The organism is Methyloversatilis sp. XJ19-13, assembly GCF_024580155.1.
In the GTDB taxonomy this organism is placed as follows: domain Bacteria; phylum Pseudomonadota; class Gammaproteobacteria; order Burkholderiales; family Rhodocyclaceae; genus Methyloversatilis.
Map to the genome: position 1 here is coordinate 103,668 of NZ_JANINH010000009.1, position 11,562 is coordinate 115,229.

The following is an 11,562-nucleotide window of genomic DNA, read 5'->3' on the forward strand; positions in this document are numbered from 1 at the left end:
AAGGCTGGGGCTCTTGTGTCTGGTGGGCCCCCCGAGAGTCGAACTCGGCACCAACGGATTATGAGTCCGCTGCTCTAACCAAGCATGAGCTAGAGGCCCGGCAAGGGCGCGTACTATATCAAAGCGCCTCGGGGTTCGGACAACCGGACATCCAGACGGCGTCCCTTGTGGAGGATGCAGCGCGGCATGTGGCCGGATTTCGAAGGCGGATCGATCGTCGACCTGATGGATAGCGTGGTGCGCGCGCGGGGTGGCAGGGCTGCCGGGCAGGGTTTGCGCGAGGTCGTGACGTCGGGCTGGCGCGACGCACGCACTGTCGTACTGCTGGTGCTCGACGGCGTCGGCATGAAGCAGCTTGACCTGCTGCCGGACGACAGCTTTCTGCGGCGCCACTATACGCACGCACTGACATCGGTTTTCCCTTCCACCACGGCGGCGGCGATCACGACCTTCATGACCGCGCGCGCGCCTGCGGTGCACGGATTGACGGGCTGGCACGTACGCTTCGACGAACCGGGTCTCGATGGGCGGGTGCTGGCCATCCTGCCGGTCACGCCACGCGGTTCACACGACGTTTCTGCGCTGATGCTGACGCCTGACGAGATATTGGCGCGGGTGTGCCGCACGCCGTCGATGTTCGCTTCGCTGCCCGGCGACAGCTGTGTCGTTTCGCCGGCCGACATCGTCGATTCGCCGTTCAACCTGCGCCACAGCGCCGCGGCGCGGCGCATCGGCCACTATGGCTTGCCGGACATGCTGGACCAGATCGACTGCGCACTGCGAGCGCCGTCTCCACCGTCCTACGTCTATGCCTACTGGCCGGATTTCGATCATTGCGCCCATCAGCGCGGCGCGGCGTCTGACGAGGCGGGTGCCCTGCTGCGCGCAGCCGACGCGGCGCTGAGCCGCTGGGTGCAGGCGCAGCCACGGCGCGACTCGTTGCTGCTGGTGACTGCCGATCACGGTTTCATCGATGGCCCACCGCAGCGCTTGATCGACATGGAGGACTTGCCGCTGCTCGCCGATTGTCTCGCCGGTCCGCTGTCCGGCGAACGACGGACGGTGTTCTGTCACGTGAAGCCGGGGCGCGAGCGCGATTTCGAGCACGCGGTGCATGCGCTCGACCACGCCTGTACCGTGTGGCGCTCGGCCGATCTGCAGGTGGCCGGGCGTTTCGGGCCCGGTGCGCCCCATCCGAAGCTGCTGTCGCGCGTCGGTGACTTCACGCTGGAAATGGCGGATGACTGGACGCTGCGCGACACGATGCCAGGCGAGCGCAGGCATCGTCTTGTTGGCGTCCACGGCGGTACGCACGCCGACGAAATGAGGGTGCCGCTGGTTCAGCTGGTGATATAGCTTTCGAGTTGCCGGATCAGGAATTGCTGGTAAGCGATGGTTTCCTTGACCATGTCGCCGATGGACACGACGCCGACCAGCGCACCGGCTTCGTCAAGCACCGGCAGGTGACGGATGCGCTTGTCGGTCATGAGCTGCATCGCGTCGTCCACCGTATTGACCGGCGTCACGTGGATGAGCTTGCTCGTCATCACCTCGCGCAGTGTTGTCGTCGAAGAGCTCTTTCCTTCGAGTACCACGCGCCGGGCATAGTCGCGTTCCGAAAAAATGCCGGCAAGTCTGCCGGCATCGGTGACCAGCACGGCGCCGATGCCGTGCTCCGCAAGGAGGCGCAGTGCGTCCAGCACTGTGCGGTCCGCCTCCATCGTCGCGATCGGGGCGGCTTTTCCTTCAAGTACCTGGGCTATCGTTTTCACAGTGCATCCTCCCTGTTGTCGATCAGGACTCCGGGTGAGGATGCACCCGAAATCAGGTCTCCGTGTCGAGGAAGCTGCGCAGCTTCTCCGAACGCGACGGATGACGCAGCTTGCGCAGCGCCTTGGCTTCGATCTGGCGAATGCGCTCGCGCGTGACATCGAACTGTTTGCCGACCTCTTCCAGAGTATGGTCGGTATTCATTTCGATGCCGAAGCGCATGCGCAGCACCTTGGCTTCACGCGGCGTCAGGCTGTCCAGCACTTCCTTCGTGATGTCGCGCAGGCTGGCGAACAGCGCGGCGTCGGTCGGCGCCAGCGTTGCGGTGTCCTCGATGAAGTCGCCGAGATGGGAATCGTCATCGTCGCCGATCGGTGTTTCCATCGAGATCGGTTCCTTGCTGATCTTCAGGATTTTCCGGATCTTCTCTTCCGGCATTTCCATGCGGATGGCCAGCGTGGCCGGATCAGGTTCAGCACCGGTTTCCTGCAGGATCTGGCGGGAGATACGGTTCATCTTGTTGATCGTCTCGATCATGTGCACCGGAATGCGGATGGTGCGCGCCTGATCGGCGATCGAACGCGTGATAGCCTGGCGGATCCACCAGGTCGCATAGGTCGAGAATTTGTAGCCGCGGCGGTATTCGAACTTGTCCACCGCCTTCATCAGTCCGATGTTGCCTTCCTGGATCAGGTCGAGGAACTGCAGGCCGCGGTTGGTGTATTTCTTCGCGATCGAAATGACCAGGCGCAGGTTGGCTTCGGTCATCTCGCGCTTGGCGCGGCGCATCTTGGCCTCACCTGTGGACATCTGCTTGTTGATGTCCTTCAGTTCCTTCAACGGCAGCCCGATGCGGTCCTGGATGTCGATCAGCTTGCCCTGTTCCTCGATGATGGCAGGCGCGGCGCGCAGCAATTGCGCGCCATTCGACTTGGCGGCGGTGATTTCACCCTTCAACCAGTCGATGTTCACCTCGTTGCCGGGGAACACCTTGATGAAGTGCGAGCGCGGCATGTTGCCCTTGTCCACACACAGTTCCAGGATCTTGCGTTCGTGCTTGCGTGCCGACTCGACCATGCCGCGCACCGAATCGCACAGCTTTTCGATCATGCGGGCGGTGAAGCGGATGTTCATCAGTTCGTCGGACAACTGCTTCTGCAGCTTCAGGTAGATCTTGTCCTGCGAGCCCTTCTTGTCCAGCGTGGCCTGCATCTTCGTGTAGAAGGCGCGGATGTTCTCGAAGCGCTCGAGTGCGTCGGCCTTGAGCTGGATCAGCGATGCGCTCATCGCGCCGGCTTCGTCTTCTTCTTCCTCGTCGTCCTCTTCGCTGTCCTCGTCGACGGTCGGCTCCGGTGCCGCGGCAGCTTCTTCCTCAACTGCGTTCGGATCAATCAGGCCGTCGATCAGTTCGTCGATACGCATTTCCTCGCGCGCCACCTTGTCCGCCATGTCGAGGATTTCGGCAATCGTCGTCGGGCAGGCGGAGATGGCCTGGATCATGTGGCGCAGGCCGTCCTCGATGCGCTTGGCGATCTCGATCTCGCCCTCGCGGGTCAGCAGTTCGACCGTACCCATCTCGCGCATGTACATGCGCACCGGATCGGTCGTGCGGCCGAATTCCGATTCCACCGTGGACAGCGCCTGCTCGGCTTCTTCCTCGACTTCCGACGCATCGACCACAGCCGGGGCGTTTTCGCCCATCAGCAGGTCTTCCGATGCGGGAGCTTCGTCAAAGACACGGATGCCCATGTCGTTGAAGGTCGAAATGATGGACTCTATCTGCTCGGCATCGACGATGTCGTCCGGCAGGTGGTCGTTGATTTCGGCATAGGTAAGGTAGCCACGTTCCTTGCCGAGCGCGATCAGCGTCTTCAGGCGCAGGCGGCGCTGGTCGGCGTCCATCGGCAGTGCATTTGCGACGGCGCCTGCTGCCTTGGCAGCTTTCAGTTCCTTAGCCTTGCTGGCGGCGGTGGCGGCCTTTGCGGGCTTTGCGGCGCGTGCCGCGGCGAGCTTCGGTACGGCTGCTTCAGTCGGGTTGGCGGCGGCAACAGGTGTTTCTTCGACCGCTACCTGCTTGCGTGTATCCTTCGACTTGTCCTTGGCGACCATGTAATTCCTCAGATCTGCGTGTTACCAACGATCTTCCGACCATCGGAATATCGTCCGCCGGCATCGATGTGACACCCCGCGATGTGGCGGCCCGGAATGCTGCAAGGGCATCCGGCTGACGTTTTTGCGATTCGCTCTACATTCGCTCTACGGTTCGGCTCGCGCTACGGTTCGAGTACGTTGCGCCCGACGAGTTCGGCAACGCCCGGAAGGGCGCCAGCGCCGCCGGCGAACGTTCAATAGGGGAACCCGTCATTATACGTGTTTTAGGGGGAGCGTCGGCCTGTTTCAAGTGCCGGCCTTTTCCTTCAACAGACGATGCAGCTCTTCCTGCTGTGCCAGGGTCAGCCCGGACTGCCGGCTCAGTTCCGTCAAGCGCTTGATCGAATTCGATATTCCGGCACGTCGCAGATGCAGGATGGTGTCGTCGAACATGTGCGGCAGTGCACCTTCATCGGCTACATCCTCCAGCGAGCTGGCTGCAGCTTCGGTCATCAGCGCTCCGTGCGGGCTGCTCCGGAAGAATTCCATCAGCGCGGCGGCGTTCGGCGATTCGATGTCGCCATGTTCCAGGCAGTCCGCCACGGCCTGCACCGCCTGCAGCCAGCTGTCGTCCTCCACGAATTCCAGATGACCCAGCCGCAAGCTCAGTTCAGGGCGCTGCATCACGATGCACAGCAACTTGCGGGCAGGTGAGGACGGCGCTGTGCGTGGCGCCGCTGCCGGCGCGCGCGCCGGATAGCTGCCGCGCCGAGGCATGCGCAGCCCGCACGCCTCTGCCAGTTCGGCCGCTGACAGGCCGACCGCCGGCGCAAGCAGGTGGAGCAGCTGGGTGCGCAGTGCGCCGGCCGGCACCTGCGTGATCAACGGCTTCGCCTCCGTCACCAGCTGTGCGCGCCCTTCGGCGCTGTGCGTGTCGCAGCGCGCCTCGAGCTCGTGCAGCAGGTATTCGCTCAGCGGCTGAGCCGACAGCGCAAGCTGGCGGAAGCGGTCTGCACCCTGTTCGCGCACGAAGCTGTCCGGATCGTGTTCCGGCGGCAGGAACAGAAACGATGCCGATCGACCGTCGGCGAGTTCGGTCAGCGCCGATTCGAGTGCACGCCAAGCGGCCTTGCGACCGGCGCGATCACCATCGAAGCAAAACACGATTCGATCCGTCTGGCGGAACAGCTTGTGGATATGGTCGGCTGTGGTGGCGGTACCGAGTGTGGCGACCGCATTGCCGACGCCGAACTGCGCCAGCGCAACGACGTCCATATAGCCTTCGACCACAAGAACGAAGCCGTCGTCGCGGATCGCCGTGCGCGCCTGCGTCAGGCCGTACAGCTCGCGGCCCTTCGAGAACAGCGGTGTTTCCGGCGAATTCAGGTATTTCGGTTCACCCTTGTCGAGCACGCGGCCGCCGAAGCCGATCACGTTGTTGCGGGCGTCGAAGATGGGAAACATGATGCGGTCGCGGAAGCGGTCATAGCGCCGTCCTCTTTCCTGGCCGTCCGACGCCTCGGCGTCGATGACCAGGCCGCACTCGTTCAGCCCGGGCGCCTCATAATCATCGAAGGCGTCGCGCAGCCCTTGCCAGCCATCGGGCGCATAACCGATGCCGAAACGTGCCGCAATCTCGCCTGACAGACCACGCCCCTTGAGGTAGTCGATGGCGCGCGGTGTCTTCTTGAGCTGCTGCTTGTAGTGAATCGCGGCGCGCGCCATCAGTTCGGTCAGCGAAGCGGCCTGTTGGCGACGCTGTGCCATTTCCGGCGTGAAATCCTCCCGTGGCACGGTCATGCCGGCCTGGCGCGCCAGTTCCTCTATCGCTTCCGGATACGGCAGGCCGGAGTATTCCATCAGGAAACCGATGGCGCTGCCGTGGGCGCCACAGCCGAAGCAGTGATAGAACTGCTTGGTCGGGCTGACCGTGAAGGAGGGCGACTTCTCGCTGTGGAACGGGCAGCAGGCCTGGTAGTTGGCGCCGGCCTTCTTCAGCGGCACGTGGCGCTCCACCACATCGACGATGTCGACCCGGTTGAGCAGTTCCTGGATGAAGGACTGCGGGATCATGCCCGCGCCCGGTCAGCCGCCAGCGCCGCCGAGCGCGGACTTCACGAGTGCCGATGCGGCGGTCATGTCGGTCCTGCCGGCCAGCTTCGCCTTCAACGGACCCATGACCTTTCCCATGTCGGCCGGACCGGTTGCTCCGACCGCCGCAATCACCTCGGCGATGACGGCGCGCACCTCGTCGGCGCCCAGTTGCTGCGGCATGTAGGCAGTCAGGATTTCGAGTTCGGCCTTTTCCGCGTCGACCAGATCCTGCCGGCCTGCGCTTTCGAACTGACTGATCGAATCGCGCCGCTGCTTGAGCATCTTGTCGATGACCGCGGTGACCTGTGCATCGTCGAGCACGATGCGTTCATCGACTTCCTTCTGCTTGATCGCCGCAAGCAGCAGGCGAATCGTGCCCAGACGCGCACTGTCCTTGGCGCGCATCGCCGATTTCATGTCTTCGGTGATCTGGTCCTTCAGGCTCATGGTCGGGTGCTCGCAGCGAAAACGGTTGAAGGGGCGCAAGAAACACAAAAAGCCGAAGGCGCTGTGGAGCGCATCCGGCTTTTTGATTCAAGCCCTGCAGCCTTGCAGGGCCCGGCGATCAGTACAGCTTCGGCGGCAGGGTCTGGCTGCGCAGCCGCTTGTGATGGCGCTTGACCGCGGCAGCCAGCTTGCGCTTGCGCTCGGCGGTGGGCTTCTCGTAGAACTCGCGTGAGCGCAGTTCGGTCAGCGTGCCTGCTTTTTCGATGGTGCGCTTGAAGCGACGGATCGCCACTTCGAACGGTTCGTTTTCCTTGACGCGAATACCCGGCATGCAACAGCCCTCAATGGCGCGCCCACTTCTCTGGATGGAAGCAAACGCATAACGGAAAGCCGATGAGTATATCGCCTAGTTGGCGGTGTGCCAAGCCTGACCGACGTTGCGCCCCTTACAATATCGGTCATGTGGATACTTGGCATCGAATCGTCGTGCGACGAAACCGGTCTGGCGCTTTACCACGACGTGCGCGGGTTGGTGGCGCACGTCGTGCATTCGCAGATCGACCTGCACCAGGCCTATGGCGGCGTAGTGCCGGAACTGGCGTCACGCGACCACGTGCGGCGCATCGTGCCGCTGTACCGTCAGGTTCTGGCCGAGGCAGGTATCTTTGCGGGCGACATCGACGCGGTGGCCTACACCGCCGGACCGGGCCTTGCCGGAGCGTTGCTGGTCGGTGCAGCGTTTGCGGAATCGCTCGCGCTGTCGCTGGGTCGGCCCGCGATCCCCATTCATCACCTCGAAGGGCATCTGCTGTCGCCACTGCTGTCGGCCGACCCGCCGGCGTTTCCGTTCGTGGCGCTGCTGGTGTCGGGCGGTCACACGCAGCTGATGCGGGTAACCGGCGTCGGTGCGTACGAGTTACTTGGCGAAACGCTGGACGACGCGGCAGGCGAGGCGTTCGACAAGACCGCCAAGCTGCTCGGCCTGCCCTACCCGGGTGGTCCGGCACTCGCGGCACTGGCCGAGCATGGCGTGGCGGGCCGCATCAAGCTGCCGCGCCCGATGCTGGGCAGCGGGGATCTTGATTTCAGTTTTTCAGGCCTGAAGACAGCCGTGCTCAACACGGTCAACAAGGGGGTCGAAGACGCTGCCCGGGCAGACCTCGCGGCTGAATTCCAGGAGGCTGTGGTCGACGTGCTGGTCGCAAAATGTCTTGCCGCACTGCGCCACACCCGCCTGAACCAGCTGGTCGTGGCCGGAGGCGTCGGTGCCAACCGGCGCCTGCGCAGCCGGCTCGATGTCGAACTGGCGCAGCGGCGCGGCCGTGTGTTCTACCCGGAGCTGGCGTTGTGCACCGACAACGGCGCAATGATCGCCTTTGCAGGCGCGTTGCGGCTGGCGGCCGGTCTGGTACAGACCTCGACGGGCGGCGAAATAACCGTGCGGCCGCGCTGGGCGCTCGATACGATCTGAACGTGTCGCGTCAGCCAGCGGCGGTTTTCTTGCGCCCGATACGGCTTTCGCTGCCATTCATCAGACGGCGGATGTTTTCGGCGTGGCGCCAGATCAGCAGTCCGGCCATCGCGGCGAATGCACCGCACACCACAGCTGAGCCGGTGTAGAGCAGGCCCGTGATCGGCGCGCTGCATGCGGCAAGCAGAGCAGCGAGCGATGAGTAGCGGGTGACCGCCGCGATGGCTATCCAGATGCCGAGTGCGATCATGCCTGCCTGGGGAACAGCAACCAGCATGACACCGGCCGCCGTAGCAACCCCCTTGCCGCCGCGAAAGCCCAGCGTGGCAGGAAAGACGTGGCCGACAAAAGCTGCAACGCCGGCCAGCAGGGCCATGGTGTCGCCCATGCCCAGTGCGCGCGCCACCCATACGGCAACGCACCCCTTCAGCGCGTCACCGAGCAGCGTGAGAATTGCTGCCTTCTTGTTGCCGGAGCGCAGTACGTTGGTGGCACCGGGGTTGCCCGAGCCGTAGGTGCGCGGATCGGCAAGTCCGAAGATCCTGCTGGTGATGACGGCGAAGGGGATGCATCCGAAGGCGTAGCCGATGACGAGAGCGAGGGCGATGCTTGAAGCGGTATTCACGATATGTGACGGGCCCGACGTAGAATCCGGTCATTCTAGTTCCACACGGGCAGCACGCGAGTCATGGACTGCATATTCATCGAAGGCATGAAGGTGACCGCTTCGGTCGGTATTTACGCCCGCGAAAAAGCGCATACGCAACAGCTGGAAATCAGCATGACGTTTGGCGTTCCGGACGCCGCAGCCGAAAACGACGACATCAACGACACCATCGACTACGCCGAAGTGGTCAATCGCATCCGCGCCGAACTGGGCCAGCGCCACTTCAACCTGCTGGAAACGCTGGGCGAATTCGTCATCCACATGATGCTCGAAGACTTCAAGGCGCCGTGGGTCAAGATATCGATCGCCAAGACCGGCATCATGAAAGATGTGCGTCAGGTCGGCGTGACGATAGAGCGCGGCCGTTCGCCGACAGCCTGAAGCCGCCAGCGGCGGCCTCGTGTGCCAGCAGCCAGCGCTTGATGCCGGGCAGGAAGCCGGAGGTCGAATGCGCGAAGCCACCCAGCCTGCCGCCTGCCGCAACGATGCGGTGGCAGGGAATCACGACCGGAAAGGGGTTGGCGCCGCAGGCACCGCCCACCGCGCGTGGCGAACTGCCGATCTGCGCTGCGACTTCGCCGTAGGTCAAGGTACGCCCCGGTGAGATCGCCCGCATCACCTGCCAGACCGCGCGTTGGTGCAGCGTGCCGGCCGCGGCAAGCGGCAGCTCGAACGGCGTCAGCGGATCGCGCAGATAGGCCGTGAGCTGGGTAGTGACTTCGCGGCCAAGGGCGCAGCGCGCACTGCGCGTCAGCCCGGAAGGGAGAAATTCGATGCCGGTAACAGTGTCTGCTGCCAGCCGAACGCCGAGTGCAAAGCCCGGTGCGCCAACGATGACGTCCCAGTCGTCTTCCACCGTGCTCATTGCGCGGTACGACCCGACAGCAGCTGTGCCTTCAGATCGTCCTGCGTGGGCACCGGGCCGATCCACACTGCGAGCAGGCTGCGATAGAAATCTTCGCCCTTGATCAGCGTGGTCGAAGGCTGGCCATCGACCACGATGCGCGTACCGCGGCCGGGTATCCAGTCCAGCGCCAGCCGGCTGCCAGATTTCACGGATCCGATGGCCAGCACCTGTTCCGAAAAAGCCTTGATGCGCGGCTGCATCGCCTCGTACTCGTCGCGCGGCAGATTTTTCCTGATGCCGCGGATCAACGGCTTGTTGAAGTGCTCGGCCGGTACATCGACCATCGACACGATTTCGATCCGCTTGGCGCCCGGCACCTTCATGGCACTGTCGAGACTGTCTGCCGGGGCGCCCAGGTATAGCCCGATCGCGTAGGCCTTGAGCGAATAGAGGCTGCGAATGCCTTCGCCATTGAGCTTCAGTGGCGCATCGGCGACGCGGGTAACCGGATCGAAACGCTGTGCCGCGGGCTCTGCTGCGTACAGCGGAGCGGACAAGAAAAAGAAAGTGATGAACAACGCGAAGGCGCGTGACGGCATGCCGGACTCCGTACTGGGAGAACATCTGATTATCCCGCGTCGCCATGCGATGGCAACGCTGAAGTGGCAAAGATGACAGATTTGTTTAGGAAATAGCCTTAAAAAGAAGCTGCAACCTATTGTTTTTCATGTCTTGAGGTGCAAAGATTGAGGACCTGGATATTCAGTTGCCGCATGTTTCCGCGGCAGGGAGAACACATGAGAACAACGAAAAGGTCAGCGTGGCGTGCCCATCGGACGTCCGCTTCTGGTTTGCGACGATGGCTTTACCTTCCGGCTGTCGTGCTGTGGTTGGGTAGCCAGGCCCATGCGCAGTCGGTCACCGAGCAGGCGGCTGCACACATCGAAGCGGGGCGTCATGCAGCGGCCTATGCCCTGCTGGCGCCGCAGGAAAGCGAACGTGCCGGCGACCCGCAATTCGATCTGCTGCTCGGCATTGCAGCCGTTGAAACCGGTCGCCATACGCTGGCGGTGTTCGCACTCGAACGGGTGCTGGCGTTGCAGCCGGACAACGCGCGTGCCCGCGCCGAAATCGGTCGCGCCTATCTCGCGCTTGGCGAATCGGCGAGCGCAAAACGCGAGTTGCAGGCGGTGCGCGGACAGAATGTGCCGCCGGAGGTCGCACGCTCGCTCGATCGTCTGCTGTCGGCGATCGATCGTGCGCCGACCGCGCCCAGACCGTCCTTTTCCGGCTTCGTCGAGGCAGCGGTCGGGCGCGATACCAACGTCAACAGCGCCACGTCGGCCGGCTCGATCGCGATTCCGGGTCTGATCGGCGACTTCACGCTGACCGGCGACAGCCGCAGCCGCGACGCCTGGTTCTCGTCACTCGCCGGCGGCTTCAATGCGCGAATTCCGGTCAGTCGCGAGTGGGCGGTGGTGGGTGGCGTGTCCGGGGCCGGTCGATTCAACGGCGGTGAATCGCGCTTCGACACGACTGCGGTCGATGGCAACGCAGGCGTTGCCTGGACGCGTGGCGCCAACCGCGTCACCGCGGCGTTGCAGGGCGGCATCTTCGAGGTGGACAGCGACAAGCTGCGCGACTACACCGGCCTGAGCCTGCAGTGGCAGCACACGCACGACGCGCGCAACCAGACGACCGCCTTCATGCAGCATGTACGCCTGCGCTACGACGGCAGCAACGACGTGCGCGACGTCAACCGGAACATCTATGGCGTTGGTCACGCCCACGTGCTGCAGGGTGGCAAGACGATGATGTTCGGCAGTTTCTATCTGGGCAGCGAAACCGGTCGCAACGATCTGCCTTCCGGCGTCAATATCGCCGGCAACGATGTCATCGGCTTCCGTGTCGGCGCCCAGCACACGCTTGACCCGCGCTGGCTGCTGTTCGGTGCGCTCGCTCATGAAGCACGTGATTACGAGAATCCCGATCCCTTGTTCCTGCGCGTGCGCGACGATACCTTGACCACGCTGTCGCTCGGTGCAACCTATGCGCTGACCGAACGCTGGTTGTTGACGCCGTCCGTCACACTGATGCGCAACGATTCCAGTTTCAGCATCAACGATTATCGCCGCGGCGTTGCACAGTTCGCCGTGCGCCGTACGTTCTAGGAGA

At 63.5% G+C, this 11,562-nt stretch carries 12 protein-coding genes and 1 tRNA gene; 4 read left to right on the forward strand and 9 right to left on the reverse strand.

The window, feature by feature from the left end; genetic code table 11:
• Nucleotides 1–20 precede the first annotated feature (20 nt).
• Nucleotides 21–99: transfer RNA gene (locus NMQ14_RS13140), tRNA-Ile, on the reverse strand.
• Between the two features lie 87 nt (nt 100–186).
• On the opposite strand from NMQ14_RS13140, the gene NMQ14_RS13145 reads away from it, so the two are divergent.
• A complete protein-coding gene (locus NMQ14_RS13145; RefSeq protein ID WP_257096849.1) occupies nt 187–1,356 on the forward strand; it encodes an alkaline phosphatase family protein in 1,170 nt (389 codons plus the stop codon).
• Here NMQ14_RS13145 and NMQ14_RS13150 read toward each other — a convergent pair.
• The 5 genes from NMQ14_RS13150 to rpsU all read right to left on the reverse strand — a co-directional run bounded on the left by NMQ14_RS13150 (nt 1,341) and on the right by rpsU (nt 6,733).
• Nucleotides 1,341–1,772 (reverse strand): CBS domain-containing protein, encoded by a 432-nt coding sequence (locus NMQ14_RS13150; RefSeq protein ID WP_257096850.1) that lies wholly within the window; start codon nt 1,770–1,772, stop codon nt 1,341–1,343. The genes NMQ14_RS13145 and NMQ14_RS13150 overlap by 16 nt on opposite strands.
• A 52-nt stretch (nt 1,773–1,824) precedes the next feature.
• Complete coding sequence (gene rpoD / locus NMQ14_RS13155; protein WP_257096851.1) at nt 1,825–3,879, reverse strand: RNA polymerase sigma factor RpoD; 2,055 nt, start codon at nt 3,877–3,879, stop codon at nt 1,825–1,827.
• A 288-nt stretch (nt 3,880–4,167) separates the two neighbouring features.
• Nucleotides 4,168–5,934, reverse strand: coding sequence for a DNA primase (gene dnaG / locus NMQ14_RS13160; protein WP_257096852.1), 1,767 nt, complete (start codon nt 5,932–5,934; stop codon nt 4,168–4,170).
• 12 nt (nt 5,935–5,946) lie between these two features.
• Nucleotides 5,947–6,402 carry a GatB/YqeY domain-containing protein gene (locus NMQ14_RS13165; protein ID WP_257080983.1) on the reverse strand — a complete coding sequence of 152 codons (456 nt, stop codon included), beginning with the start codon at nt 6,400–6,402 and terminating at the stop codon, nt 5,947–5,949.
• A 118-nt stretch (nt 6,403–6,520) separates the two neighbouring features.
• The gene (gene rpsU, locus NMQ14_RS13170; RefSeq protein WP_008061479.1) at nt 6,521–6,733 is read right to left on the reverse strand and encodes a 30S ribosomal protein S21; all 213 of its coding nucleotides are present in this window, start codon (nt 6,731–6,733) and stop codon (nt 6,521–6,523) included.
• 129 nt (nt 6,734–6,862) lie between these two features.
• Between rpsU and tsaD the strand changes: the two genes are divergently transcribed.
• On the forward strand, nt 6,863–7,873 hold the full coding sequence (gene tsaD / locus NMQ14_RS13175; protein ID WP_257096854.1) for a tRNA (adenosine(37)-N6)-threonylcarbamoyltransferase complex transferase subunit TsaD: 1,011 nt from the start codon (nt 6,863–6,865) through the stop codon (nt 7,871–7,873).
• Between the two features lie 10 nt (nt 7,874–7,883).
• On the opposite strand, the gene plsY is transcribed toward tsaD, so the two are convergent.
• Complete coding sequence (gene plsY / locus NMQ14_RS13180) at nt 7,884–8,498, reverse strand: glycerol-3-phosphate 1-O-acyltransferase PlsY (protein WP_257096855.1); 615 nt, start codon at nt 8,496–8,498, stop codon at nt 7,884–7,886.
• A gap of 63 nt (nt 8,499–8,561) precedes the next feature.
• On the opposite strand from plsY, the gene NMQ14_RS13185 reads away from it, so the two are divergent.
• Entirely contained in the window at nt 8,562–8,921 is a 360-nt protein-coding gene (locus NMQ14_RS13185) for a dihydroneopterin aldolase (protein WP_069039234.1), read from the forward strand.
• On the opposite strand, the gene NMQ14_RS13190 is transcribed toward NMQ14_RS13185, so the two are convergent.
• Nucleotides 8,860–9,405 (reverse strand): methylated-DNA--[protein]-cysteine S-methyltransferase, encoded by a 546-nt coding sequence (locus NMQ14_RS13190; protein ID WP_257096856.1) that lies wholly within the window; start codon nt 9,403–9,405, stop codon nt 8,860–8,862. The two genes, NMQ14_RS13185 and NMQ14_RS13190, sit on opposite strands and share 62 nt — an antisense overlap.
• Nucleotides 9,402–9,986, reverse strand: coding sequence for a chalcone isomerase family protein (locus NMQ14_RS13195; protein ID WP_257096857.1), 585 nt, complete (start codon nt 9,984–9,986; stop codon nt 9,402–9,404). The genes NMQ14_RS13190 and NMQ14_RS13195 overlap by 4 nt, the downstream gene beginning before the upstream one ends.
• A 252-nt stretch (nt 9,987–10,238) precedes the next feature.
• Here NMQ14_RS13195 and NMQ14_RS13200 point away from each other — a divergent pair, with 252 nt between their 5' ends.
• Nucleotides 10,239–11,558 carry a tetratricopeptide repeat protein gene (locus NMQ14_RS13200; protein WP_257096858.1) on the forward strand — a complete coding sequence of 440 codons (1,320 nt, stop codon included), beginning with the start codon at nt 10,239–10,241 and terminating at the stop codon, nt 11,556–11,558.
• Nucleotides 11,559–11,562: the final 4 nt, after the last annotated feature.